Annotated in this window: 20 protein-coding genes and 1 riboswitch; of the genes, 6 read left to right on the plus strand and 14 right to left on the minus strand. The window is 53.7% G+C overall.

Features of this window, described 5'->3' with window-relative positions; genetic code table 11:
• Nucleotides 1–190 precede the first annotated feature (190 nt).
• The gene (locus FKP33_RS17435; RefSeq protein WP_258313474.1) at nucleotides 191–4,738 is read right to left on the minus strand and encodes an S-layer homology domain-containing protein; all 4,548 of its coding nucleotides are present in this window, start codon (nucleotides 4,736–4,738) and stop codon (nucleotides 191–193) included.
• A gap of 152 nt (nucleotides 4,739–4,890) precedes the next feature.
• A riboswitch (cobalamin riboswitch) is annotated at nucleotides 4,891–5,110 on the minus strand.
• 130 nt (nucleotides 5,111–5,240) lie between these two features.
• Nucleotides 5,241–6,857, minus strand: a complete 1,617-nt coding sequence (locus tag FKP33_RS17440) for a methyl-accepting chemotaxis protein (RefSeq protein ID WP_141335891.1) — start codon at nucleotides 6,855–6,857, stop codon at nucleotides 5,241–5,243.
• A gap of 493 nt (nucleotides 6,858–7,350) precedes the next feature.
• Here FKP33_RS17440 and FKP33_RS17445 point away from each other — a divergent pair, with 493 nt between their 5' ends.
• From FKP33_RS17445 to FKP33_RS17455, 3 genes are read left to right on the plus strand one after another with little or no spacing between them, the layout of a single operon-like run.
• Nucleotides 7,351–8,412: an ABC transporter substrate-binding protein gene (locus FKP33_RS17445; RefSeq protein ID WP_141335892.1), complete on the plus strand. Its 1,062-nt coding sequence runs from the start codon at nucleotides 7,351–7,353 to the stop codon at nucleotides 8,410–8,412.
• Between the two features lie 7 nt (nucleotides 8,413–8,419).
• Nucleotides 8,420–9,199 (plus strand): ABC transporter ATP-binding protein, encoded by a 780-nt coding sequence (locus FKP33_RS17450; protein ID WP_141335893.1) that lies wholly within the window; start codon nucleotides 8,420–8,422, stop codon nucleotides 9,197–9,199.
• A gap of 4 nt (nucleotides 9,200–9,203) precedes the next feature.
• Nucleotides 9,204–9,995, plus strand: coding sequence for an ABC transporter permease (locus FKP33_RS17455; RefSeq protein WP_127610048.1), 792 nt, complete (start codon nucleotides 9,204–9,206; stop codon nucleotides 9,993–9,995).
• Between the two features lie 80 nt (nucleotides 9,996–10,075).
• Here the strand turns inward: FKP33_RS17455 and FKP33_RS17460 are convergent, their stop codons facing one another.
• Complete coding sequence (locus FKP33_RS17460; protein WP_141335894.1) at nucleotides 10,076–10,537, minus strand: DinB family protein; 462 nt, start codon at nucleotides 10,535–10,537, stop codon at nucleotides 10,076–10,078.
• A gap of 183 nt (nucleotides 10,538–10,720) precedes the next feature.
• Here FKP33_RS17460 and FKP33_RS17465 point away from each other — a divergent pair, with 183 nt between their 5' ends.
• Nucleotides 10,721–11,800, plus strand: a complete 1,080-nt coding sequence (locus tag FKP33_RS17465; protein ID WP_127610050.1) for a lactonase family protein — start codon at nucleotides 10,721–10,723, stop codon at nucleotides 11,798–11,800.
• A 107-nt stretch (nucleotides 11,801–11,907) separates the two neighbouring features.
• On the opposite strand, the gene FKP33_RS17470 is transcribed toward FKP33_RS17465, so the two are convergent.
• From FKP33_RS17470 to htpG, 8 genes are all read right to left on the minus strand, one after another.
• Entirely contained in the window at nucleotides 11,908–12,786 is an 879-nt protein-coding gene (locus FKP33_RS17470) for a MetQ/NlpA family ABC transporter substrate-binding protein (RefSeq protein ID WP_141335895.1), read from the minus strand.
• Nucleotides 12,787–12,798: 12 nt separating this feature from the next.
• Complete coding sequence (locus tag FKP33_RS17475) at nucleotides 12,799–13,461, minus strand: methionine ABC transporter permease (RefSeq protein WP_127610054.1); 663 nt, start codon at nucleotides 13,459–13,461, stop codon at nucleotides 12,799–12,801.
• The gene (locus FKP33_RS17480; protein ID WP_141335896.1) at nucleotides 13,454–14,221 is read right to left on the minus strand and encodes a methionine ABC transporter ATP-binding protein; all 768 of its coding nucleotides are present in this window, start codon (nucleotides 14,219–14,221) and stop codon (nucleotides 13,454–13,456) included. Before FKP33_RS17480 ends, FKP33_RS17475 begins: the two co-directional genes overlap by 8 nt.
• Nucleotides 14,218–15,285, minus strand: coding sequence for an LLM class flavin-dependent oxidoreductase (locus FKP33_RS17485; protein ID WP_230876029.1), 1,068 nt, complete (start codon nucleotides 15,283–15,285; stop codon nucleotides 14,218–14,220). Before FKP33_RS17485 ends, FKP33_RS17480 begins: the two co-directional genes overlap by 4 nt.
• Nucleotides 15,282–16,748, minus strand: a complete 1,467-nt coding sequence (locus tag FKP33_RS17490) for a 4-hydroxyphenylacetate 3-hydroxylase family protein (protein WP_141335897.1) — start codon at nucleotides 16,746–16,748, stop codon at nucleotides 15,282–15,284. Before FKP33_RS17490 ends, FKP33_RS17485 begins: the two co-directional genes overlap by 4 nt.
• Nucleotides 16,702–18,207, minus strand: coding sequence for a 4-hydroxyphenylacetate 3-hydroxylase family protein (locus tag FKP33_RS17495; protein ID WP_258313475.1), 1,506 nt, complete (start codon nucleotides 18,205–18,207; stop codon nucleotides 16,702–16,704). The genes FKP33_RS17490 and FKP33_RS17495 overlap by 47 nt, the downstream gene beginning before the upstream one ends.
• A 17-nt stretch (nucleotides 18,208–18,224) precedes the next feature.
• Nucleotides 18,225–19,295, minus strand: coding sequence for an LLM class flavin-dependent oxidoreductase (locus tag FKP33_RS17500; RefSeq protein WP_127610062.1), 1,071 nt, complete (start codon nucleotides 19,293–19,295; stop codon nucleotides 18,225–18,227).
• A gap of 277 nt (nucleotides 19,296–19,572) precedes the next feature.
• On the minus strand, nucleotides 19,573–21,453 hold the full coding sequence (htpG, locus tag FKP33_RS17505) for a molecular chaperone HtpG (protein WP_141335899.1): 1,881 nt from the start codon (nucleotides 21,451–21,453) through the stop codon (nucleotides 19,573–19,575).
• 211 nt (nucleotides 21,454–21,664) lie between these two features.
• Here htpG and FKP33_RS17510 point away from each other — a divergent pair, with 211 nt between their 5' ends.
• The gene (locus FKP33_RS17510) at nucleotides 21,665–22,102 is read left to right on the plus strand and encodes a PadR family transcriptional regulator (protein WP_141335900.1); all 438 of its coding nucleotides are present in this window, start codon (nucleotides 21,665–21,667) and stop codon (nucleotides 22,100–22,102) included.
• 21 nt (nucleotides 22,103–22,123) lie between these two features.
• On the opposite strand, the gene FKP33_RS17515 is transcribed toward FKP33_RS17510, so the two are convergent.
• A complete protein-coding gene (locus FKP33_RS17515; protein WP_141335901.1) occupies nucleotides 22,124–22,864 on the minus strand; it encodes a glycerophosphodiester phosphodiesterase family protein in 741 nt (246 codons plus the stop codon).
• Here FKP33_RS17515 and FKP33_RS17520 point away from each other — a divergent pair, their 5' ends adjacent.
• Complete coding sequence (locus FKP33_RS17520; protein ID WP_258313478.1) at nucleotides 22,865–23,155, plus strand: ferrochelatase; 291 nt, start codon at nucleotides 22,865–22,867, stop codon at nucleotides 23,153–23,155.
• A gap of 158 nt (nucleotides 23,156–23,313) precedes the next feature.
• Here the strand turns inward: FKP33_RS17520 and FKP33_RS17525 are convergent, their stop codons facing one another.
• Together FKP33_RS17525 and FKP33_RS17530 are read right to left on the minus strand one after the other, a co-directional pair.
• Entirely contained in the window at nucleotides 23,314–23,817 is a 504-nt protein-coding gene (locus tag FKP33_RS17525; RefSeq protein WP_127610819.1) for a DUF1097 domain-containing protein, read from the minus strand.
• Nucleotides 23,818–23,860: 43 nt separating this feature from the next.
• The gene (locus FKP33_RS17530; protein WP_141335903.1) at nucleotides 23,861–24,901 is read right to left on the minus strand and encodes an amidohydrolase family protein; all 1,041 of its coding nucleotides are present in this window, start codon (nucleotides 24,899–24,901) and stop codon (nucleotides 23,861–23,863) included.
• Between the last annotated feature and the right edge of the window lie 82 nt (nucleotides 24,902–24,983).

Raw genomic sequence — 24,983 nt, forward strand, 5'->3', positions numbered from 1 at the left:
GTCCGCGGCCGCCCCTTGCGCAGGGGGCTGCGAGGCGGCGCCGGCAGAAGGCTGCGCTTGCGGCCCACAGCCGGAGAGAGCGGTCATCACGGCAATTCCCAGCAGAAATAATCGATACATCTAGGATCCTCCTGACATGAAAAGGAAAGAAAGAGCCCCTTGCGAACAGGGCTCTTTTCATCCTCACCGATTACGGCTTTTTTGTCAATTCATAGGCTCTTACCGCTACGACCGCAGCCATCTCGCGCGTTGCCGAATCCAGCGGCAGGAACCGTCCCGCTTCGTCGCCTTCCATCAGCCCTTGCTCGCGCACGGCTTGAATGAATGGTACGGCATCCGGGTACGATTCGCTCATATCGATAAATCCGGCGGAATCGGCGCCTGTGGCTTGCAATTGCAGCGCTCTTGCCAGCATGATAGCCATCTCCTGACGTGAAATGGCGGCATCCGGAGCAAACCGATCCGCGCTTACGCCCTGCACGATGCCCTTCGCCACCGCTTTGGTCACATAGCCTGCGTACCAGGCATCCGGAGCGACATCTGCGAAATCCGTCGTGGCTTCGGCCAGAGGCGCTTCGCCCATCATCCGCAGCAGCATCGCGGTAAATTGTACGCGGGTCACTTTTTGTTTAGGTTCGAAAACGGGTACCGATCCGCCCGTCCCCTCCATGATCCGGTAAATAGACGCCTTCTGTACGAACGGCAGCGCCCAGGAGGCAATGTCCGTCTGGTCGGCGTAGACCGGGGCGGCAGGCACCTGCCGATCAAGATTCACATAGGCTTGGTACGCTCCCAGCGCCATTAACGCCTGCTCCGTAGCCATGACCTCCGCTTCCCCTCCGCGTTCATGAGGGAAACCGCCGTTACTCAGCTGCAGCCCGAGCAAGCAGGCCAGCATGCTCTGCTTGCCGGACTTGAAATACGGGCTGTTCACCGGATCGGTTCCGCTTACCGAGAGACCCCAAATCACTTGCGCTGTACTTTCCGCATTCTCCACACCGTTCAGGGCAAAGCCGCCGTCCGGGGACTGCACGGAGCCCAGCCATTTAACCGCCCTCTCCATGGCGGCTTTCACATCCGTCCGCTCTTGGTAAGGGGTAAGGGCAGCCAGCGCCGCAGCCGTTAAGTCGGGATTTCCCTGCTCGCCCTTCACAAGCGGCCAGCTGCCGTCCGCATTCTGCACGTCGAGGATCCACTGCGCCAGCTTCCCGGTCGTCCATTTCGCATCGGCCGGAATGCGATAAGCGCCTCCGTTCAAAGCCAGCAGCGCATAAATCGGGCCGTTGCTTCCCTGTACTTCCATCCGCTCGTTATTATAAATACGCTCGATCAGATTGAAGCCGCCTATCGATTCCGGATTGCCGCCTGCCGCCTGTATGCTTAGCGCCAATCTTTCATAGTCGGTGACGTTCCGGAACTCGCCGTTCTTCTCCTTCAGCTTGGCGGAAGCCAAAGCGAGGTAATCGTTTGGAACGGCCACGCCGGCTCTGCTCAGCGCATAGGCCGACCAGTCGCTCAGTTCCACGCCGCCCTTCAGCCATTGGGCCGCCCGTTCGATGGAAGGTCCGACGTCTATGCCCGCAGCCGACGCCACTTTGGACTTGTCGATAACCGCGAATTTCGTAAAATGGTTCACCCATCCGGTAACCGTTCCCGTCTCGGCATCGATGACGGCCGGAATCGGAATCCATTGCTCCGTCTGCTCATCCAGCCACACCAGCGCCAACTGATCCAGACTTACCGAGGCAACCGGCGTTTTAATCGAAATTTGTACCGGTGTATCAAAGGACTGACCCTGCGGGCCGAACTCATACATCGAGGAAACGAGCTCGTTCCGCCCGGCCGAAGCCGAAGGAAGCTCGCTGACCGTCAGCTTCGTCGTTTCCTTAAGCGCACCGGCCGGAACCTGGAGCTGAACCTCCGCTTTGGCGTCGGCAATGACGGTTTCGGTATCGGCAGCTGCCGCTTTTTGCACGTTCACCGTATTGGCCGCCAAGTCCTTCTTGAGCGTATCGGCGGCATTCGCCGTCATTTTCTTGTCTGCGTTCAAGACAATGGCCGGCTTCGCGATCTCATGGATCGGCTTCCGGTTGTTATACGGCATCTCCAGCTTCTGAACCACATCGGCAGCCGCCGGGACGGTCGGCGCCACCGGTACCCCGACAGCGCCCGTTCCTCCGGTACCCGCGCCGGCATTCAAATCCTTGCCGCCGTCCAGCGTATAACGCCACGCCACCGTATCGCCCGGCTTCAAGGACGTGGAATCCGCCCCTGTGCTCAGGTAGGTGCCGTTGACCGCGTACATCCAGCCGCTTAGCGGCCCCCGGTCGAATTCCCGCAGTCCGTCAATGCCTTGGACGTAAGCCGTCGAGCCCGAGCCGGACGATTGAACGCGGCCTGCGCCCAGGGCCCGGATCAGAATGGAATAAGGCGTGTCGCCGCTCTGCAAGGAAACCGAGGTCGAAGGCAGGATCGTCCCCATGCTGCTGTCCCCGGTTACGGACACATATACGACCGGATTGACGACAGGACCCGTTCCTCCGTCTGTTCCGCCCCCGGTTCTCGGTTGAATCGTCACCGGTTGCGAGGTATGTACCACTTTCGGCGCCTCACCGGTCACATAGCCTGATATATCGAGGGTATAGGTTCCTGCAGGCAATCCGGCGAATGTGGCGATGCCTTCACTGCTTGTTGTGGCGGTCAAGCTTCCGATCTTCACTTGAATGCCGGCTGCGGGAGAAGCCGGCTTATTGTCCGCGAGCGTCTTCTTCACCGTAACGGTGAACGATTCGTTAGCCTTAGGCTGTGCAGGATTCAAGGCAATCGAATCGACCAAATACGTCGACGAGTTCCACTCCGCGTCGAATCCGCTAATATAAACGACCGCCCGGTCCCCCGGCTGCAGCGTATATTGATCCGCGCCGACCATTCCCGGATTCCACTTGCCTTGGCGGTAGATCGCATAGAGCCAAGCCCCGGCATCAGCGCCGACGGATTGGATGTACGTTCCGAAGCTGGCGTGTTCAAGCTCGTAAGGAACCTGGTTGGCATCTAGAAGCCGCACAACGCTTTCCAGCAAATTCGGAGAACTCGCCTTCCCTTCGGCATAAGTGCCTGAAGCTCCTTCAATTTGAATCGCCGCCGTTCCGACCTGAATCGTCTTGGAATCCTTGACGATCTTCGGCGCAAGCACGTCTTGATAGCCTGTTACAACCGCTTGATAGGTGCCGCCGGGCAAGCCGGACGGGAACAACGCGTATCCGTTTGCGTCCGTCTCCACCTTACGCCCGCCCAATTCTACATAAACGCTGGCGGCAACCGTGACGACCTCGTCCCTTGTAACGTCATAATCCCATACCGACCGATAGACCTGAACCGTTACTGCCTGGCCTTCAACCGGCATCGCCGGCTCCACCTTAATCGAATCCACCAATGCGGTACTTATGCCTGTATAGTACAAATAAATGTCATCGCCGTTACGCAGGGAGTAGTCAGCCATGCCCAGGTTATTCGTGCGGGCATAATCCCAGGAGCCCTGGCGTTTGACATTGTACCCCCACCAGGTGCTGTAGTCGCTTTTACCGGAAATTCCGTTGATCGTATGAATGAAATGGCCGTCGCTCTCTGGAAAAGGAACCCCCTGCGCATGCAGCACTTGAGCCACAGCCTCATAGGCAGTCCCCGCAACGGCGGAGCCTTCGGCGATCGTACCGGCGGGGCCTTCCACATGAACCGTCACGCGAGCTGCGGCAGGCGCTCCGCCCCCTGTGGTCAGGATCGCCTCATACGATCCGCTGTCACCGTTGACAGCCGTATGGAAGGCCGCCAGCGCCACAAGCGATTGCACCGTGGCCCATCCGTCGGAAGAACCGCCGGCCACATGGGCAAATCCGCCGTCGCCTTGCCGGTAACCGAATAAATAGGTAAGCGGGTTGCCGTTCGCCTTCGCGAAGCCTGAACTGCGCGCGTCGAGTCCGGCAGCGGACAACGCGAGAATGACCTGTGCGGTGCTTTCCGCATTTTCCCCATACTCCGAAAATCCGCCGTTCGCTAATTGCTGCGAGGACAGCCATTGAATGCCGCGGTCCATCGCCGGCCGGACACCGGTGTGCGCGGTATGAGCGGCCAGGGCGTTCACAGCAGACGCTGTAATGTCGATGCTGCTCGGCCCTCCGGCCCCAAGCGGCCATCCGCCGTCCGCATTTTGCTGCGCGAGCAGCCATGCCACGATTTTATCGGGATTCCACTTCGCGGTTAACGGAATGTGATAAGCATCGCCGCTCAAGGCCAGCAGCGCATAAATCGCGCCGTTCGTTCCCTGGGCAGTCAGCACATCGCTGTTATAAATGCCCTCAATAAGGTTGTACGAACTAGACCCGGCCGCGATCTGCTCGGGGTTTCCTCCGGCCGACTTTACGCCTAACGCAATCCGGGCATAGTCCGTTACCTTGCTGTAACGTCCGCCGTTCTGCTGAAGCTGCTCGCGGACGGATGATAAATACGAAGCCGGCACCTGCTTCCCGGCTGCAGCCAGCGCATAAGCATCCCAATCGGAAAGCGCGCCTCCATTCGCATCCAGGATGTAGCCGGCCGCATCGTCTATAGCCTGAGGAACCGTGACAAGCCCTCTCCCCGCTCCATCCGCATACGCAGGCGCCAGCCCGCCAAGCATGGATATGAGCAAGCACCAGCTTAGCAGGACCATGCTTATCTTGTTGATCCATCTGTTACTCTTCATCTGTTGTCCTGTTCCCCTCTCTTGAAACTGACCTTCCTTAAACTAAAAAAGCACCCCTTCTCTATGAAGGGATGCCGATACGCATGAACCTGCAGGCAATATTACGTTCCTGACGGATTGCCGTTCCCCCTTCTCCTAATTTCGCGTAGGCGACGGTGTTCTCGGGTTAGACAGATATCCTGACTTGCGGATCGAAGCCGGACTTCCGTCATCCCAACCGCCCCCCCTAAACCAACTGAAGGACAGTGACATCATGGAAGCCGCTCCCCGCTTACAGTGGCGCGACCGTGCCGGATTCTCACCGGACTTCCCTGTTCGCCGAACGCCGGCATGGCTAGCCTCCCGTTCGACATCTACCCGAGCAAATGATTCAATTATGTACAAAGAATAACACGATCCCCAAGCATCGTCCAACTATTTCTTGCGGGCCAACCGCCCGCGGTCCTGACGCGGGGCCTCATCTCGCCGTACGCTTCGATCCACTCGCTTACGGCGGGCGGCTTCAGGATTCCATCACAAACCGGCCGGTAATTTTCTGCAGATTTCCGGAAATGCTTTTGAGCAAATCCGCTTGCTGCGCAATAAGCTCGGTAGCCATGTGATGCCGTTCTCCGCTGCTCGCCATCGCTTGGGCGGACGCAGTGAACTGTTGAGAAATATCCCGAATCGCCTGCATGCTGCTTTCCATCGAATGAAGCCCAAGCTGAATTTCACGCATCTCCGCAGAATGCGCGGACGCTTGCTCCGCAGTCAGGCGGCACTTGTCGGCCACAAGGCGAATCATATCGCTCAATTGGCCAATCCTTCGGATTCCCCGTTCTACGGCAAGCCGTTCCGCTTTCACCGCATCCGCGGCTTCTTTCGATTTCAGCGCCATATTGTGCGTCAGCCCGATCGCGCGTTCCGCTACCTCATTGGATGTAACGGCAAGCTTCCTCACTTCGCCGGCAACGACCCCGAATCCTCTGCCTTCTTCGCCGGCCCTCGCAGCCTCAATCGCGGCGTTCAGCGCGAGCAGGTTCGTCTGTTCGGCAATTTCACGCATGTACAAGATGAACTCTCTCATTTCTTGCAATTGCCGCTCCAGCTCTTCCATCGAGCTCACGCTCCGCTTGCTCGTTTCCTGCAGGTCATTCATGTCATTGCGCAATTCCAGCGTCTTCTCCAGCCCGGCATGCGACGATGTCCGGGCCTCCTCGGATATCTTGCCCGAAAGCTCCATGTCTTGACCGGCCCGGCTGACTCTGTCGTGAATCTGCTGCATCCGGCTGCCGTTAAGTTCGATGAGCTGCAGCTGGTCATTCGCTCCCGCGCTCACTTCCTGCATGCTCGCTACCAGCTGCTCAGCCGAAGACAGCAGCTGCCGAATTTCGTCGGCCTGCTCGGACCCGATCTTATTCACGGTGGAGGAAGCCTCCTTCATGTCGGACAAGATCGCTCTCATCCCTATCACAATTTTGTTGATCTCAAACGTAACTTGTCCGAGCTCATTGCGCCTGGAGCCTGCCGAAGCGGGCATCAGCTTGCCGGAAGAAATGGCTTTCATGCGGCCCATCCAGCTCTTCAAGCTTTGAAGCACCGTTCGATGAAAATACAAGCCCGTCCCGGCGAACGCCGCCAGCACAAGAAGGCCCGCCCCGGCGCGTTCCCCCCACGAATCGGCCAGCCCGAGGCCGCCTAAAGCGATCAGCAAGGGAATACTGTAAACGGTGTACCAGGTTGCCTGAAAAGATAAGGATTGCACGATCACACCCAGCCGCAAATTATAAGGCGAAGCTCCCGCCCCCGGAATGTTCACAGGAGTCGAAACATCCAATATAACCTCACCGGTGTTACGGTGATAAATTTGAGCTAACGGCTTGTCCGTTTGCGCAGCCGCCAAGCCAACGACATCGTTGAAGACCGTCCCCTCGCGCAGCCGGTTTGTATGCAGAACGGATAGTCCGTGATGCTCGACGACCAGGAAGTATTCATCATTTTGAAGCAACTGGTCCAATAATACCCGAATATCCTCTGACCGTTCAGACCATGCGTGTCCTTCCAAGAGCTTGCCGATCTCTACAGCGGCGGATTGCACTTTGGCTATTGCGCGGTTTTCCAGTTGTTTAGGTATGTTCATGTCGAAAGCCCCCTTAGAATTAATGTAAGCGCTTTAATAAAACTTTACATGGATTTGATCTTTCTGTGATAGCTCTGTGCGTGAAGTGTTAAATTAAAAGCATGAAATGTTAAAAACCAGCAGTGAACGGCTTGTCTTCCGGGCTCGCTTACATGCTGCACCCGGCATGATCTTTCGAAAGAAAAAGAGGCCCGTCCGGACTCCTCTCACCCTACAATTGGAATAATAAGGTGTCCCGGTTCATGCTCAGCTGCACGAAGGGCATAGCGTTATTTTTCATGTGGCCAATTTCCCTTATCTCAAGCTAGTTTTCATCACTTCCGTATTAAATTGAGTTATGGTGCGGGTATTCGTGTACACTATGCTTCCAAGACCTGTTCAAATCCAATATTATGACAAACTGTTGAAGGAATTATTTTACAGAAGGATTCCTTCTCCGAAGTGTCGAATGATGTAAATTTCGCAGTTTAAATCGCATTCAGGAGGGTACAAAATGAAAAAGAACTTCGCACTGCTACTTGCGGCCATGCTGGTCATGGTTGCGCTTCTAGGGGCTTGCGGCAAAAAAGAAGAAGCTCCCCAGGCGGCGGGCTCCGCACCAAAGGCGGAAGTCAAACCCGTCAAACTGGAGATCGGGATGCTGAAACTTACCAGCTCCGCTCCACTGTTTATCGCCATGGAAAAAGGCTTCTTCAAAGAAGAAGGAATCGAAGCGAGTCCACGGTGGTTTGAAGCGGCCCAGCCGATCGCCGTTGCTACCGCATCGGGAAGCGTGGACGTGGGCGCTACGGGAATTACCGCAAGTCTTTACAATATGATCGCCGGGGGCCAGAAGCTGCTCATCGTCGCGGATAAAGGAAGAGAGCAGAAAGGCTATTCCTCTTCCGCTTTACTGGTACACAAAGATTCTCCGGTAGCTTCCATCCAGGATTTGAAGGGCAAAAAGATCGGTATTACCCAAACCGGCTCTACGTTCCATTACATGGCCGGACGTCTGCTGGAAAAGTACGGCCTGACACTGGCCGACGTAGAACTCGTGCCGCTCGGCAAAGTGAGCGCGATGATGGAAACACTGAAGAGCAAACAGGTGGACGCGGTGCTCCTCAACGAGCCTAATATTACAGCCGTTGTGAAGGAAGGCTATGGGAAAGTCATTGCGCAGGTGGGCGACGAAATCGAATACCAGACGTCCGGTCTCTTCTTCTCGCAGAAATTCGCGGACAATCGTGACGCAGCCGTTCGCTTCATGAAGGCGTACGTCAAAGCGTCCCGCTACTACTACGATGCGGTGCTCGTGCAAAAGGACGGCAAACCTCAACCGGGCGCTAACTATGACGAAGTCATCAGCATCATTGCCAAATACACCGATCAGCCTGCCGACAACATCAAGCTCGGTCTGCCTTACATGGACCGTGACGGAAAGCTCTTGGCCGAAGACATCAAAACTCAGGTCGAGTGGTACTTGAAAACTAAAATGATCGAACAAGCGGTGGACTACAAAACCATCGTCAATACGGAATTGCTTGACGAAGCATTGAAAACCGTAGGAAAGTGAGGACAGCATGAGAGTCGTCGTCGACGGAGTCACCAAAACGTTTCGGGACAAAAAAGGGCGGGACGTCACCGCCCTCAGCCAGATCGACTTCGCCATCGACCGGGAGGAATTCGTCGTCCTGGTCGGCCCTAGCGGCTGCGGGAAGTCAACGTTGCTGAACATCGTGGGGGGACTGCTGTCCCCCACCGATGGAAGCGTTTATTTCGAAGGACTGTCCGCGGAGCAGAACGATCCGCGTCTTGGGATCGTGTTTCAGGAGATCGCCCTGTTCCCCTGGCGTACGGTGTTCGAGAATGTGGTGTACGGCCTGGAAGAAATGGGGCTGGGCAAAAGCGAGCTGAAGGAAAAGGGCCAGTACTACCTCGACATGGTAGGGCTGACCGGCTTCGAGCAGGCCTATCCTAAGCAGCTCTCCGGCGGTATGAGGCAGCGCGCAGGCATTGCGAGGGCGCTTGCCATCGAACCGGATCTGCTGCTCATGGACGAGCCGTTCTCCGCTTTGGATGCGCAGACCCGCACCCTGATGCAGGAGGAGCTGCTCACCATCTGGAACCGCACGAGACTGAGCACGCTGTACGTCACCCATAATATCCAGGAAGCCGTCTATCTGGCCGACCGCGTGATCGTGCTTTCCCGTCATCCCGGGCGAATCAAGGAAATCATTCGAATCGACATGCCGAAAACAGGCCGGGACAATGAGCAATACCGGATTCAATTCGACGATTACGTCAAACAAATTTGGAACCTGATCCGGCATGACGCCCAGGACGCGCTGAAGGAGGGTTAGTCAAGTGGGAGAAACGAGAAAACATATTAAAAACCGGGTGGCGTTTCTGGAGCAGAAGGTTCCCGGCTACGCCTCCGTGGCCGGGATTGCCGCGCTGCTCATAATTTGGGAAATTGTTTGCCGGTTGGAATGGGTCTCCCCTTTGTTCCTGCCTTCACCGACGGGAATCGTTGCGGCGGGCTGGGAACTGCTGACTCAAGGCGATTTGCTGCAAAACACGGGCGCCAGCCTGTACCGTATCGTGCTCGGCTACTTGCTTGGCGCGTCCATCGGCATTGTTATCGGACTGCTGCTCGGCTTTTCCCGCTGGGCGGAGGCGATGGGAACCCCCATCCTGTTCTCCCTGTATCCGATCCCGAAGATCGCCCTTCTGCCGCTGATCGTACTTTGGCTCGGCATCGGCGAGCTGCCGAAGGTGACCATTATCGCGCTCGGCGTCTTCTTCCCCGTCGTCATCAACACATTCTCGGGTGTGAAGAATGTCGATCCGATCCTGATTAAAGCGGCGGTCAGCTTCGGCTCCAACCATATGAACGTGATCCGCAAGGTCATTCTTCCCGGCGCGCTGCCGGTCATTTTTGCCGGGCTCAAGCTGGCGGCCGGCACGTCCCTGCTGCTGCTCGTCGCCGCGGAAATGATTGCGGCCAAGCAGGGCATCGGCTCGATGATCCTGCACTACGGCAACCTGATGATTACGACCAAGCTCATGGTCGGCGTCGTGGTGTTATCGCTGCTCGGCCTCCTGTTCAACCGCAGCCTGCAGTGGCTGGAGAACAAGCTGCTGCCTTGGAAGTAGCCTGCCGCAAAACTTGCGTGCGGCAAACAAAAGCCCGATGGAATGTACGTGACATTCCATCGGGCTTTTTGTACGGTCCGCTACGACTGAGCGGCTACCGCTTTCTTCAGAGCCATGATGTAACCGGCATGGGTCGCCTCGTGGCCGATACTGAACACCAGCACTTCATCCAGGCGGGTGAACTCCTTAAAAGCTACCGTAAGCTTGTCATTCAGCCGCCCTTGAAGGCGCTGACGGTGCCGTTCGGGCTGTTCCTCCAGAAGTTGGCGCAAGGCCGCAAGATCCGGCGGCGAGGTTTGCCAGTCGGCCGGCTTCGTGCCGTTGACGAACAAGCTCGTCAGCTCCTCCGGCAGCTCAAGCGGTTCTCCGAGCAAGCGGAAAGCGAGCCGTTCTTGGGTCGTCAGAATATGCCCCAAATGCCAGCGGATGTTGTTGTTGAATCCGTTCGGCACCACATCCGCCGTCTTTTCCGATAATTCGGCCACAACAGCCAGCGTGCGGCTCCGGTTAAGGGCAAGCTGACTGAAGACGATTGAATCCATGCGATCGATCCCTCCCAGGATGAAGATGAATGAAGCCCCGCGTGTAACTTCATTCCATTATACCAGATGAAACGATTATCCGGTAATAATAGTACGGTCAACAGCCGCTGGAGCTCATTTGCCAGCCGCATGCGGATTTGCGATAATGCGTATATGACAGAATGAACCGGAGGGTGAGTTTCGATGGAGAAGAAGAAGAAGGTCCTCGCTTTCATCGGGTCCTATGCGGACTCCGCTAATCCCGGGCTATACGCCTGCAGGTTCGATACAGATACCGGAAGTCTCGAGATCGTCGATCAAGCTTCCGGGCTGCAAAACCCGACTTTTCTGGATGTGGATCAAGACCGCTTGAAGCTGTACGCCATAACCGAGGGGACGGACGCTAAGGGCCAGCGCTGCGGGGCTGCCGCCGCTTATGATATCGACCCTTCCACCGGAACGTTGTCGTTGTTAAACAAGGAGCTGACGGTGCCGTCCCCGACTTGCCATATCACCTTGGATCATACCCGCCAGTGCATCATGGTGTCGAGCTATCACGGCGGCATGATCGGTCTGTCTCCGGTGAAGGAGGACGGACGGGTGGGGCCGACGGCTGACATCCATCAGCACAAAGGGGCAAGCATCCTGCCCGTACAGGACCGGCCGCGTGCGCACTCCGTCTTCGTTGACCGCTCCAACCGCTTTGCCGTCGCTTCCGACCTGGGCTTGGATCGCCTCATGATTTATAAGCTGGATGTCCCGGCCCGCCGGCTGATTCCTCACGGGGAAGTCCGGATTGCGCCCGGGTCAGGCCCGCGGCACTTTGCGTTTCATCCGCAATTGCCTTACGGATATGTAATCAATGAGCTCAACGCAACCATCACCGGATTCTCGTATGATCAGGAGCAAGGGGCGCTGCATGAAATCCAGACCGTCTCTACGCTGCCTGACGCTTACGAAGGAGACAATGCATGCGCCGATATCCACATTTCTCCCGACGGCAAATTCCTGTATGGCTCCAACCGCGGACATGACAGCATCGCGGTTTATGCGATCGATCCGTTCACGGGGAAGCTCGCTTTAGTTGAGCATGCCTCCACGCTCGGCGGACATCCGCGCAACTTCGCGCTTTCGCCGGACGGACGGTTCTTGCTGGCGGCCAACCGGGATTCCAACAACATCGTAACGTTTAACCGGGATGCGGAAACAGGGAAGCTTCTCCCTGCCGGGCCTGTTCTGGAAGTGTCCAAGCCGGTCTGCATCAAGTTTGCTGCATGGGATTGAGACCTGTGCACGACAGGTTATCCAAGCCCTTCGCTCCTGCGGAGGGCTGTTTCTTCTTTCGGTGGTCCCGCCCCCTATAATGGGTGCGCCGGCTTCAGTAGGCTTCTTTATTTTTGGTAATCGGGTTTGACGAAGCCTTGAAACTTGGTTTCCGTCACCTGTTTAAATTCTGCCGATTTGTAGGCTTCCAGGATGTCCTTAACAAACGTTTTATCCTTGTCGGCGGCTTTGATTGCTATGAGGTTCATGTATTGATCCGGCGTTTTCTCCAAACCCAGCGCCTCGGTTAAAGATAGTCCGGAAGCTAAAGCAAAATTTCCGTTAATAAACGAATAGTCGGCATCATCCAACGACCGCGGCAGCTGGGCGGCTTCAATCGGCAGAAGCTTAATTTTCTTTATGTACTCGGCAACGTCTTTTTCGGAAACCTTGATCGGATCGTAACCATCCTTCAGCTTGATCCACCCGAATTGCTCCATCATCACTAACGCCCGCGCCTGGTTGGCCGGATCGTTCGGCAGCGCAACCTTCGAATTCTCAGTGACTTCGTCTAACGATTTATGCTTCCTGGAATAAATGCCGATAGGCGCAGTGGGCACTTTGTCCAAGTCGATCAAATCCAGCTTCCGGTCGGTAGCAAAATTTTTCAAATAGATGATATGCTGGAACACATTAGCGTCCAAGGAGCCGTCAGCTAAGGACAAATTAGGCTGAATATAGTCGTTGAACTCGACGATTTTCACTTTGTAGCCTTTCTTTTCAAGAATGGGCTGGATGCCTAGTTTAATTTGATCGCTGTAGGGACCGGCAGTCGCTCCAAAGGTGATTTCTTTCTTTTCATCTGAAGGTTTGCTTGGGCTTGATGGTTGGCTGCTGCCGCCCGTCTTCGAATCGGCCGATGGTTCCGGCGCCTTCTCTTGACCGCATGCGGCCAGCATCAGGGTGAATAATATAAGGGTTATGAGCAAGGACAAAGTTTTTTTCATAGACATGCTCTCCTATCTTTTATCTAATCGTTTGACCAGCGTATTTCCCGTAAATTGAATGATATGAACGAACACAATCAATAAAATGACTGTAAAAATCATGACGTCCGTCTGAAACCGGTAGTAACCGAACCGGATCGCCAGGTCGCCTATGCCGCCGCCGCCTACAATGCCCGCCATCGCCGTGTAGGACAAAAGACTTATTGTCGTAATCGTAATTCCCGACAGGATTCCCGAACGGGCTTCGGCCAGCACGACCTTCCACGTAATCTGAAGGGGCGTCGCGCCCATGCCCAGCGCCGCTTCAATAATTCCTTTAGGGATTTCGCGCAGCGATTGCTCCACCAATCTGGACAGATAGGCAATTGAGACGATGGATAAAGGAACGGTTGCCGCTACCGGGCCAATCGTCGTTCCGACAATCGTTCTTGTAATCGGAATAAGAGCTACAAGCAAAATGATGAACGGCAGCGATCGGATCGTATTCACCACATAATTCGTGATTCGAAACAGCGCCGGCCGCTCATAAATTTGTCCGCTGCCGGTAAAATACAGAAAAACACCAATAGGTATGCCGATCAGAACGGCAGCACTTACAGAAATGAGCAGCATAAGCCCGGTTTCTGCGATGGCATGCCCGATTTCCGGTGCTAAGGAGAACAGATTGTCAAACATACGCACCGACTCCTTTCAACACTTCAGGACGGCTTCCAAGCAGCAGCCTGGCGATTTCCGTCTTTGGTTGCTGGTCCCTTCTTCCCAAATCCAGCGTTTCGATAAGGCTTCCCTTCTCCACGACAGCGATTTTTCCGCAAACCTGCTTGACCACCTCCATGTCATGGGAGACCAGCACGATCGTCATGCCGAAACGCTTATTAATGTCGCGAATAAATTCGAGGATGCTGCCGGTCGTTTGAGGATCGAGCGCTGAAGTCGGTTCGTCGCATAATAAAACCTTGGGCTCGGTAGCCAATGCCCGCGCGATAGCCACCCTCTGCTTTTGTCCACCGCTTAGCTGAGCCGGATAGGAGGAGGCTTTATCTTCAAGCCCGACGATCTCCAGGCATTCCTTTACCCGCTTTTCGCGGTCCTTTTTGGACATGCCGGAAATTTCCAGGGGGAACGCAATATTGTCCGCTGCTGTCCGGTTTTGAAGCAAATAAAAATGCTGAAAGATCATCCCGATCCATCTTCTTGCCACGCGAAGCTCCTTCGGCGTACATTGCGACAGATTCTGGCCGTTTACAATGACCGACCCGGTAGACGGCTTCTCAAGCAAATTCATCATCCGCAAAATCGTCGATTTCCCGGCGCCGCTTTGCCCGATAATTCCGAATATTTCCCCCTCCCCCACCTCCAGAGACACGGGAACGAGAGCTGAGAAATCGCCATCTTTCGTTCGATACGTTTTACTGACCTCTTTTAATGTAATCATCGGGCATCCATCCCTTGTTTGATAAATGACGTAAGCGGCAATACGTAATCATGAAAACGAACAACTTCTTCCAGCGGAAACCGAAATGCGCTCAGCAGCATGTGAACGCCCGCGCTCTCAAGCTCCCTGATCTTTTGCGCGATCTGGCTGTAGGAGCCGACCAGCCCCGTGCGGAAGCCTTCGTTATTGGCGACAAAGTCGCTGACCGTCGAGGCATTGCCCCACATTCCTTTGGCGCCCTTCGCCTTTTCCTGAAAACCCCGAACAGCGGCATGATCGGCTTGCTCGAGGATCAACCGGTATTCTTCCTGCGCCTCCTGTTCCGTTGCTCTTGCGATGACGAACGCATTGACGGCAAATCGGACCGTTCTGCCGTAGGAGGAGGCGATTTCCCGAACCTCTCTAATCTGCTCCTTGATTTCATCCAGCGGCGCACCGTTAATGAAATACCAATCGGATAACCGGCCGGCCATACTGCGGGCCGCTGGGGAGTTGCCTCCCTGAAATATGGCGGGGTAGGGTTGTTGATAGGGGGCAGGCCGGAGTCTTCCTTCCTTGATTTTGTAATAACGGCCGTCGAAGGTAAACGCTTCTTGCTGCCAAAGCCCCTTCAAAATTTCAATATACTCTTCCGAGCGTGAATAGCGCTCCTCATGCGCAATCCAAGGTACGCCGAACATCTCCTGCTCTTCCTGAAACCAGCCGGTTACCAGGTTTACATGCCATCGGCCCGAGCTGATATGGTCAATGGTCGCCCCCATCTTGGCCAAGGTTACCGGCGGAATAAACCCCGGCAGCACGGCGCTGATGAACCGAATTTGGGTGGTAGCGGCGGCCAACGCCGCAGCCAGCGTGACCGGGTCGAGTTGACCGTTGGTAGAATCTCCCCCGCCTATACCGCCAATATAACGAACGGGCAGCAAAATTGCATGGTAGCCGAGACGGTCGGCAAGCTGTGCGAGCTTCAGGTTATAAGCGAAGCTTGCTTCCTTATCCTGCTCGATTCCGGAACGGAGAAATCCGCCGGCAATATTCGAGCCCCAGACAGAAAACTGCATACTCATCTTGCGCTCACCTCATTCAGGGGTTGGCCGATCAGCTTCCAAACCGGGTCCGTGAGCCTTGTCTGGTCATACCCCAAATACTGCGCCGCATAAGCCCGCACCGGATCGCCGGAGTAAAAAATCTCATAAAGCTCGTGGCGGGAGCCTAGAGGACTCGCGATCAAATCCCATGCCAGCTTGAACAGCCTCACGCGTTCTTTCGCAGGGATGGACGCTCCGCGGTAATATTTTTGCAGCAGCGGACCTAGCGGACCGTCCAGCTCCGCAAGCGTGGAAGGCGTTTGCATCAAGCCGCCGGCACATATATGCTGCAAAATACCGATCGCCCGCGGATAGTAACGGCTGCCCAAATTGCGGGCGGTCGTTAGAGGCTCGATGGCCGGAAGCCATACTCCGGTATCAGCGTCCGGCTTCGCCAGTTCTTCGGAGACGGCAAGAAGCGACTTGATCGTGCTCAGCTGCACCAGCAGCTCGCCCAGCTTTTCCTGAACATGCAGATGATGCGTGACCCCGATGGTTGTTGCGACTTCATGGCCGACCGCCGTTACAAATTCCAGCTTGCTGATCAACCGGACTACCGTTTGATGCTGGCTTAAGGCGACTACGGCCGGATCCATCCTCATCTTCCAGATCGCTTCAGGATCGTTCTTGATAAAGACCCGTTCCCAAGGAACAAACACATCATCGAAAATAAGGACAGCATCCATCTCGTCATACCTGGAGCTGAGCGGGTGTTCTTCCGGTTGTTCCGAAGCGAACGGCTCCCGGCATACGAGATGAAGTCCGGGAGCGCCGGCCGAAACGGCAAACATGGACGAGTAGAGCAAGTCTTCGGACGATCTTCGATGGAACGGGTAAATGAAAATTTCATCCACATAGGGGGCGGCTGTGGCCACCATCTTGGCGCCTCTGACCCAGATGCCGTCGCTCGTCTCTTTCACGATCCGCAAGTAGGCGTCCGGGTCGGGGGAATCGGAAGGTCCCTTGGAACGGTCTATTTGCGGATCGTGAAATGCTGTGGTGGACATCCAGTCCAAGTCTCTGCTCTGTTCAAAGTAACGGGTGATTTTATCTGCAAAATGGTCCGAAGCCCCTCCCAGCCGGTTTCGGCTTGCATACCATCCGGTCAGCAGAGACCGGGAATATTCAGATATCCGGCTCATCATCCCGAAGGTCGCGTCCGACCATATCCGAAAAGCCTCATGGCGGTGCAGAATATCTTCCTTGCCGTAGGGAACGAGAAAGGCCGCGTTCACCCGTTTGCCGGTAGCCGGGCTGGTAAAGGTCAAAGCATCCCGGGTTTCCGGCTGCTCCTGCAGATCGATCAGGGAAGCGACGGTGTCCACCGTTCCCTTAAAAGCGGGATGATTCGGAACATCCGCAACATCCCTGCCATTCACCCACACCTTTCTTCCGTCATAAAGTCGTGCGCGATAGCTGCTGCCCGGCGATTGTCGATTCATCGGATTCCGCCTCCTTTCCATAATGAGTTTGCCGGAATGTCCGCATCCGACTCTCCAACTCGGATTTATCGGCGTTTACATATTGATTGGCATAAGTGCGTACCGGATCGCCCGCATAGAACCGTTCGTACAGTTCATGACGGGAGCCGAGCGGACTCCCGACCAAATCCCACGCCAGCTTGAACAAGCGCACTTTATGATCCGCATCAAGCTGTTTGCCCGCATAGTAAGTCTTCATCATGTCTCCGAGCGGTCCGTTCAGATCCTCCAGCTTGGACGGAACCTGCATGAAGCCGCCCGCCCCGATCAATTGCAGAATATCCAAAGCCCGGGGATAATACCAAGCGCCCAAATTTCTGGCTGTTTCAATCGGCCCCAGCGAAGGAAGCTCAATTCCTGCATCGGTGCGGCTGCTTTGAATTTCGGAAGCGAGCAGGAGCCCCTTGATGCTTTCCACCTGAATAACCAGCTCTCCCAGCTTTTCCTGAACATGCTGGTAGCTGTCGGCTCCGATCGATTGGGCGACTGCAACCGACACCCCTGCGACAAACTCCAGCTTCGCCAGCAGCCTAACGACGGTTTGATGGAACGCGAGCGCCCCGGCGGTCCGGTTCATGCGCAGCTTCCAGACTCCGTCGATGTCTCCCTTCAGAAAAACGCGCTCCCAAGGAACCAGCACATCGTCAAAAAACAAAACGGCGTCCATCTCATCATATTTTTCACTTAGCGGATGATCGCCGCCGCTAAGGGAGGCGAAGGATTCTCTGCATATGATGTGCAAACCGGGGAGATTAGCGGGAACAATCAGGAAATGGGCGTATTCCCGCTCGGTTTCTTTTAGCCGATAGTACGGATAAACGAGAAAATCATGGGAGTAGGGGCCGGCTGTTGCAATCATCTTGGCTCCCCGGACGACCACCCCTTCCTCCGTTTCTTTGACAATACGCAGCACGGAATCGGGATTCCGGTGCTCGCCCGCGCTTTTGGTCCGGTCGATCTGCGGGTCGAGCAGCGCAGTCGTCAGAAATAAATCCTGATCCCTCGCCTGTTCGTAATACCGCGATATTTTATCGGCGAAATGCGGATCCAGCGAAGTGAACTCGTGCCGCGCCGCATACCAGCCCGTCACCAATGAACGGGCAAATTCGGACAAGCGGCTCATCACGCCGTGGGTCTCGGTCGCCCAGTAGGAAAACGCGGTACGCCGCCTTTTCAAATCCTCCCGGTTTGCAGGCACCAAAAATGCATGATGAGCATAAGTACCGGTTTCGGCATTTCGGAACCCGATTTGCGCTTGAATTTTCTTGTCGTCCAACGTGTCAAACAAATGCTTGATCGTCGTTAACGTGCCCTGGAACGACGGGTGTGCCGTCACATCGTCCAGACGCTGCCCGTCTATCCAAACGTTTCGTTCATCTCTAAGGCTTTGAATAAAGCGTTCGCCTCGTGTCAGTGTCACACCGGACTCCCCTTTCATTATGCCAAACTGACGTTGCCCACTCGTTGATTTCTGAATTGCGGCAGCAATAATTGCCCGACCCGTTCGGCTTCTTCCAAATGGGGGAACCCGGAAAGTATAAAATGCGTGACGCCGATGTCGATATACTCCTGCAAGCCTTCCCTGACCTGTTCAGGATTTCCCACGACGGCCGTACCCGCCCCTTTGCGAACGCGGCCGATGCCTGCCCATTTGTGCTTGCCGAACCGGTAATCCCCTTGCAGCAGCCGGTTCATTCTCTGCTGGGCCACCGAATCGGCCTCCCGGTAATACTCGCTCATTCTTAGCTCGACCGACGGGTCAATGTCGGAAACGAGCTTGTCGGCGGCTTCCCACGCTTCCTTCTCTGTGTCCCGGACAATAACATGAATGCGGATGCCAAACTCCAGCGTTCTTCCATACTTGCCGGCCCTTGAACGGACATCCTCGATTTGTTCGGCCACCTCCCGGGCATCTTCCCCCCACTGCAAGTAGACGTCGCCGTATCGGGCGGCCGCCTCCTTGCCCGCATCCGAAGACCCGCCAAAATAGGCAGGTATTTTGGATTGAATATTGCGGGGGACGAGCTGAGCATCCTTTAAGGAGAAATAAGGCCCCTCATAATCCGTCTTCTCTTCTTCCCAGAGCTTCCACAACACCTCCATAAAATCTTCCGTTCGTTCATATCTCTTATCATGGGGAAGGAAATCGCCGTCCTGCCCGAGCTCGCTGGGCGAGCCTCCGGTGACAATATTAATGTCAATTCTTCCGCCGCTGAACCGGTCCAGCGTTGCAGCCATTTTGGCGGAAAGCGAAGGCGCGATAAAACCCGGACGGATCGCGATTAACGGACGGATGGTAGAGGTATGATGAACGACAGCCGACCCGACCATCCAGGAATCCAGGAATGGAGTTCCTACAGGAATTAAAATCCCGTCAAACCCGGCTCTTTCCGAAGCCCTCGCCACTTCGACGATATAATTCAGGTTCGGTTCCCTCTCCGGTTTCTTCAATCCGATCCGTTCTCCGTCTCCGTTGGTCGGTGTAAACCAGGAGAAATGCAGCTTCATATAATCCCCCTCCGAGAATAAAAATGGTCCGGCACCGCAGCTTGCAAACCGAGTAAGCTGTCTGCCAAATAGCTAAAAAGACACAATACGCCAACGGCCATATTGTGTCTCCAGTGATCCGGTAGACAAATTTTAGCTATATTTCATCATTATTCCTATAATTATACTTTGGATTTTGTAAATTTCAAGCATTTTTTATCATTGCTGTAAACGACAAATAACCCGTACCGGCTTGCGCCAGTATCGGGTTACTTTCGTTGCTGATTTAATTACCGTATCAAACCATGATTTTGCAAATATCATTGGTGAATTCTACGGGATCCTGAATCGGCAAGCCTTCGATCAGAAGTGCCTGATTGTATAACAGGTTGGTGTATAGATTCAGTTTCTCTTTATCTTGTTCATATGCGGCTTTTAAGGATTGAAATACCTCGTGATTGACGTTAATTTCCAAGACCTTGTCCGCTTTTACATCTTGGGCGTTAGGCATCGCCTTCAATATCTTTTCCATTTCTATCGTTAGCTCACCCTCCGTAGACAGGCATACCGGATGAGTTTTCAGTCTCTTAGACGCTTTGACATGCTTCACTTTGTCCTTCAGAATATCTTTCATATGTGCAAAGAGGTCCTTGTTATCGTTCTCTTCTGCATCGGCTTGATTTTCATTAGCATCGGATTCAATGCCTAAGTCACCGCTCGATACCGACCTGAATTGTTTATCTTTATAGGTCATGATCATTTTGATGGCGAACTCATCGATATCATCGGTAAAGTACAGGATTTCATAGCCCTTATCGGCTACCAGCTCGGTTTGCGGGAGCTTCTCAATTCTTTCAAGCGATTCGCCGGAAGCATAGTAGATGTACTTTTGATCCTCAGGCATTCTCGATACGTATTCATCCAGGGTGACCAGCTTCTTCTCCTTGGAGGAGTAGAACATCAAGAGGTCCTGCAGCACTTCTTTATTTGCTCCGTAATCGCTGTATACCCCATATTTCAATTGTCTGCCAAACGATTTATAAAATTGCTCGTATTTCTCTCTTTCATCGTTCAACAAGCTTTGCAGTTGACTTTTGATTTTGTTCTTAATGTTCTTGGCGATCAGACTTAATTGTCTGTCATGCTGCAGCATCTCCCTCGAAATGTTCAGCGATAAATCTTCGGAATCTACCATCCCTTTGACAAAGCTGAAATAGTCAGGAAGCAAATCGGAGCATTTATTCATGATCAGCACGCCGTTGGAATAAAGCTCTAGCCCCTTCTCATATTCCTTCGTGTAATAGTCGAACGGCGGATTCTCCGGGATATAGAGGATGGCCTGGTAGACCACAGCACCGTCGGCACTAATATGGATATGCTTAAGCGGCTTATCGAAACCATACCGTTTTTCCGTATAAAAATTGTCATAATCTGCAGCTGTAAGCTCGTTCTTATTTTTTCTCCAAATCGGGACCATACTATTCACGGTTTGTTCTTCGTAATAATCCTCGAATTCATTTTCGCTGCCTTCTTTAGGTCTCCGGCCTTTCAGATCCATCTTGATGGGGTATCTGATGAAATCAGAGTATTTTTTGATAATCGCTTTGAGCCGGTACTCTTCCAGATACTCATCATATTGATCCTCTTCGGTATTCTCTTTAATTTTCAAAATAATTTCCGTACCTACCGCGTCTTTCTCGCACGGCACAATGGTATATCCGTCCGCACCCCTGGATTCCCACTTGAAAGCCTCATCGCTGCCCAGAGCTTTGCTGATGACCGTAACGACATCGGCCACCATAAAAGCCGAATAAAATCCAACCCCAAACTGACCGATGATATTGTGCCCGTCTTTCAATTCGTTTTCTTTCTTGAATGCCAGTGAGCCGCTCTTGGCAATAACCCCCAGGTTATTCTCAAGCTCCTCCTGCGTCATACCAATCCCCGTATCGGAGATGGTTAATGTTCGGTTTGCCTTATCCGCCGTTACTTTGATGTAGTAATCTTCTTTGTTAAATACCAATTGATCATCGGTTAATGCTTTGTAGTATATTTTGTCAATGGCGTCACTGGCATTCGAAATGAGCTCTCTCAAAAATATTTCTCTCTGTGTATAGATGGAATTAATCATCATTTCCAGTAATCGTTTCGATTCTGCTTTAAACTGTTTTTTGGCCACGATCAGGTCCCCTTTCCCTATATAAATCATGAAATACTTAACACGGCTAAGGATTAGCACTCCAATCATCAGAGTGCTAATCCTTATTTTTATATAACACATACGAATTTTGGGTGTCAATATGTTGCTGCATGAAGATGGGCCAAAGTTCTTCGAAGCGGTGTTTACCGGGTTATCCATATATTTGTGATTGAACCATTGACACTGCCGCATGATCCGGGCGAACATTCTCTCGGGCTCGATCTATTATGCGCTGAACAAGATGGAGGAGGAAGGCCTTATTGCAGCTGAGGCGGAAGAGCGTACAGGTGCGCGGCTTCGCAAAATTTACGCGATCACGGATGCTGGAAGAGTCCATTTCAATGAACTGCTGCTTCATTCACTGAGCACCCCTCCTCATTCGGCAAAATCCGACTTTACTTTGGGATTAGCATGGATCCATATGCTCCCTAAGGATGATGCGCTTGCCGTGCTTCGCCATAATTTATCGCAGCTGGAACAGCAGAAGCAGCTTTGGGAATTAGGGAAACGGATCAAGGGAGAGCACGGACTTTCATCCTTTGTGGAAGCCGGCTTTGATAATGCCATTGAACTGATGGAAGCGGATATCCGCTATATAACAAGGCTCATCGCCTTGCTGCAATTGTGATTTTTTTCCATCCCTTTACCGTTATCTAATCTCTTGAAGTCTGCGTATTGCAGGCAATGGATTATTGCAAGTCAGAAGCGTGACCCCGCAATCGAGCGCATATGCCACCTGCTCCTCCGTATCGGGGCAATAGCACCAGGGAAGAAGCCCCTTTTCTTGAAAAGCCTTCACTCTCTCGGCGGTCAACAAGCGCATCGGGAAGGCAATCGCCCACATTTTCGAATAAGTCCCCTGTTCGCCCGGGTCGAAATTGTACATCTCGTCCGCCATGAAGCCTTGTGTCTTCACGTTGTACGTATCATGAAGATAAGCAATGACGGCTGCGTCGAAGCAGGTGAATACACAGCGGGGTAAGTACCCGCGTTCCTTCAGCATCCCCATGGCTTGATCCACCACTTGTTTGGCATGAGGGCTTGACTTCACCTCCACGTTCAGCAGCAGCTCCGGATAAGGTTCGATCAAATCGCATAGTTCCTCGAAGCTTGGTATTTTCAGGCCCTCGAACACTTTGCCGAACCATCCGCCGGCGTCCAATTGTCTCAGCTCCGCCCAGGTGTAATCGCCGACCGGACCCGAGCCGTTTGTCGTACGATCCACGGTCTCATCATGAATCACAACGACAACGTTGTCCTTCGTCAGGCGCAAATCGAATTCCAGCATACCGACGCCCGCCTCCAGAGCTTTCTGAAAGGCCAGCGAATGGATCCATGGAAGTGAGACATCGTTGAATCCATCGATGAACTGGAAGCATTCTATACCCATATTTTTAACGGCAATCCGCCATCGTCTGCACGGTTACTAGAAGGAATGGATCGTTATCGGAGCATCGGCATCAACGACCCTCTAGGGAGCGTTACGCTGAGGCAGGCATCTGCGTTGGAGCGCCGTTTGGCTCATCTTGGCATTCAAACCTTCGTCGCCTGCAAGCATACGGAGCCTCTAGTAGAAGAGGCGGTAAGCCAAATCGTGAAGATGAATGCGGAGCGGTTATATGCCTTATCGCTTGCCCCTCTTTATACAAGGACGGGAACCGGCGCGCGGCTTGTCGTCTAGGGCTTGATTATGTGCGCACGGAGTTCTTGAACGATTCCGATGAGTTCATGGAAGCGGCGGCAAACTGGATTGAACAGCGCGTTGAAACATAAATAGGGGCTGTTCCCAAAGCCAGGAATATGGCTTGGGACAACCCCGCGTCTGTAATCAATAACCGATTACGGCTGCCCGGCTACATTTCTATTCGGTTCCGCTTGTACCTTTGGTTTGGCTGTCAGCAGCTCGCTGCCTTTCGCCGAGACGTAGCCTAGAAGGGCGCCAACGATTAACCCAACGGCACTGCCCGTAAAATTTAATCCGGTTCCGAAGTAGGTGGCCGTTCCAAGAAATACGCCCGGGACGTACGATAAAATAGCGGCCTTCGATACCAGACACATGACGCCGGCAACGATGCCTAACGCCACACCTAAGGCGACGGTTGATTCCAAACCTGCGGAAGAAGTGATGACATTCGAAAACTGGATGATCAGGAACCCCCAAACGACACCGCTAAAGTTCGTAATCAACGTCGTTTGCAATCCTTTCCCTCCGCCGCCTGCGGCAAAAAAGCATGCCCATGATACGAAGGCCGCAAACGTAACCCATCCCCACATGATGCTCAAGGAAGTCCACACGCCTGCCAAAACTGCGACCACGACCGCTAATGCGATCCGTGCCGGCATATCATCACCCCATCATCATTCATAATGATGAATCAATTAAGACTTACGCAATTTTATTAGCGCTCGCGATCATCTTCGCCAGTTCACAATGGCGCAGCTTTTCCTTCTGGCTCTCGATGTCGATGTTGTACAATCTGGCCGCATTTTCCCCGAGGATTTTCTTCTTCACCTTCAGATCGAGCGTCGCACCGGTTTCTTTCTGAATATCTTCCGGCAGCTCCATGGCGATGAACTTCTCGATCAGCCAGCCCGGCTCCCATATCGCATAGTCGCTTCCGAACAGAATCCGGTCTTCGCCGATCCAGTACAGCAGCTCGCTGATGATTTCCGCGAAATAGCGGGGACGCGTATGGATGAACGGGAGCGCAACCGCCAAGGCCCCGTACACGTTCTTCTCTTGCGTCGCGATCCAGCAGAAATCCTCCAACCGGGGAAGTCCGACGTGCTCCACGATAAAGTTCAAATCCCGGAAAGCGCTTGCAACATCGTCGACATCGGCGACGTCGAACGCATCCCGGTTCAGCGGGGTGATCGTCGGCCCCTTATGCACGTGGATGTTCTTGATCCCAAGCTGGACGCACTTCTCGAGGTAGCGATAAGACCAGTCGTCGGATAATTTATACCCTTTCGAATCCTTGTACCAGTCGGCCGTATACAGCTTGATGCCGGACCACTTGTATTTCTCGTAATCCTTCTCAAGCTGCTCCAGGCCTCGCTCTCCATGGCGCGGATCGAACGTTCCGTTACAGATGAACCGCCCCGGATATTGCTGCGCAAGCGCCTCGTTGGCATCGAAGTCGCCGAAGCCGTTCTTGTAGAACTCTTTTAAATACACCGGCTGGAAGATCGCCATGTCGCTGTACCCTTTGACAAACACATCTTCGATCAACGTGCCTGCCTCATATTTCAGAAATTTGTCCTTCGGCCAGAGATGCTCTTTCGGGCTCAGGTTTTTGTGATAATCGTAAAAACAGCTGATGAACTGATCCCCTTGAACGTTCAATTGGTTCTCCTGGCTGCCGTCCCATAATGCAATGTGCGCGTCGATGATGAAAATTTCTTCTCCGTTCGGTAAGCGATACATAGCCATTCCTCCTTGAAAGGTGTTAGCAAAAGGAAACGCTTACAATAGAACAAAGGCGGAAGTTCTCTTTCGTCCCTTCCAC

The organism is Paenibacillus sp. tmac-D7, from assembly GCF_006519665.1.
GTDB classification, from domain to species: domain Bacteria; phylum Bacillota; class Bacilli; order Paenibacillales; family NBRC-103111; genus Paenibacillus_G; species Paenibacillus_G validus.

Excerpts from the sequence above, each read along its gene's own strand:
- FKP33_RS17525 (WP_127610819.1), bottom strand. The coding sequence starts at position 23,817 with ATGCCGGCACGGATCGCATTAGCGGTCGTGGTCGCAGTTTTGGCAGGC.
- FKP33_RS17510 (WP_141335900.1), top strand. The coding sequence starts at position 21,665 with ATGATCCGGGCGAACATTCTCTCGGGCTCGATCTATTATGCGCTGAAC.
- FKP33_RS17450 (WP_141335893.1), top strand. The coding sequence starts at position 8,420 with ATGAGAGTCGTCGTCGACGGAGTCACCAAAACGTTTCGGGACAAAAAA.
- FKP33_RS17475 (WP_127610054.1), bottom strand. The coding sequence starts at position 13,461 with ATGTTTGACAATCTGTTCTCCTTAGCACCGGAAATCGGGCATGCCATC.
- FKP33_RS17460 (WP_141335894.1), bottom strand. The coding sequence starts at position 10,537 with ATGGATTCAATCGTCTTCAGTCAGCTTGCCCTTAACCGGAGCCGCACG.
- FKP33_RS17485 (WP_230876029.1), bottom strand. The coding sequence starts at position 15,285 with ATGAGTATGCAGTTTTCTGTCTGGGGCTCGAATATTGCCGGCGGATTT.
- FKP33_RS17470 (WP_141335895.1), bottom strand. The coding sequence starts at position 12,786 with ATGAAAAAAACTTTGTCCTTGCTCATAACCCTTATATTATTCACCCTG.
- FKP33_RS17465 (WP_127610050.1), top strand. The coding sequence starts at position 10,721 with ATGGAGAAGAAGAAGAAGGTCCTCGCTTTCATCGGGTCCTATGCGGAC.
- FKP33_RS17440 (WP_141335891.1), bottom strand. The coding sequence starts at position 6,857 with ATGAACATACCTAAACAACTGGAAAACCGCGCAATAGCCAAAGTGCAA.
- FKP33_RS17445 (WP_141335892.1), top strand. The coding sequence starts at position 7,351 with ATGAAAAAGAACTTCGCACTGCTACTTGCGGCCATGCTGGTCATGGTT.
- FKP33_RS17435 (WP_258313474.1), bottom strand. The coding sequence starts at position 4,738 with ATGAAGAGTAACAGATGGATCAACAAGATAAGCATGGTCCTGCTAAGC.
- FKP33_RS17490 (WP_141335897.1), bottom strand. The coding sequence starts at position 16,748 with ATGAATCGACAATCGCCGGGCAGCAGCTATCGCGCACGACTTTATGAC.
- FKP33_RS17515 (WP_141335901.1), bottom strand. The coding sequence starts at position 22,864 with ATGGGTATAGAATGCTTCCAGTTCATCGATGGATTCAACGATGTCTCA.
- FKP33_RS17500 (WP_127610062.1), bottom strand. The coding sequence starts at position 19,295 with ATGAAGCTGCATTTCTCCTGGTTTACACCGACCAACGGAGACGGAGAA.
- FKP33_RS17480 (WP_141335896.1), bottom strand. The coding sequence starts at position 14,221 with ATGATTACATTAAAAGAGGTCAGTAAAACGTATCGAACGAAAGATGGC.
- FKP33_RS17530 (WP_141335903.1), bottom strand. The coding sequence starts at position 24,901 with ATGTATCGCTTACCGAACGGAGAAGAAATTTTCATCATCGACGCGCAC.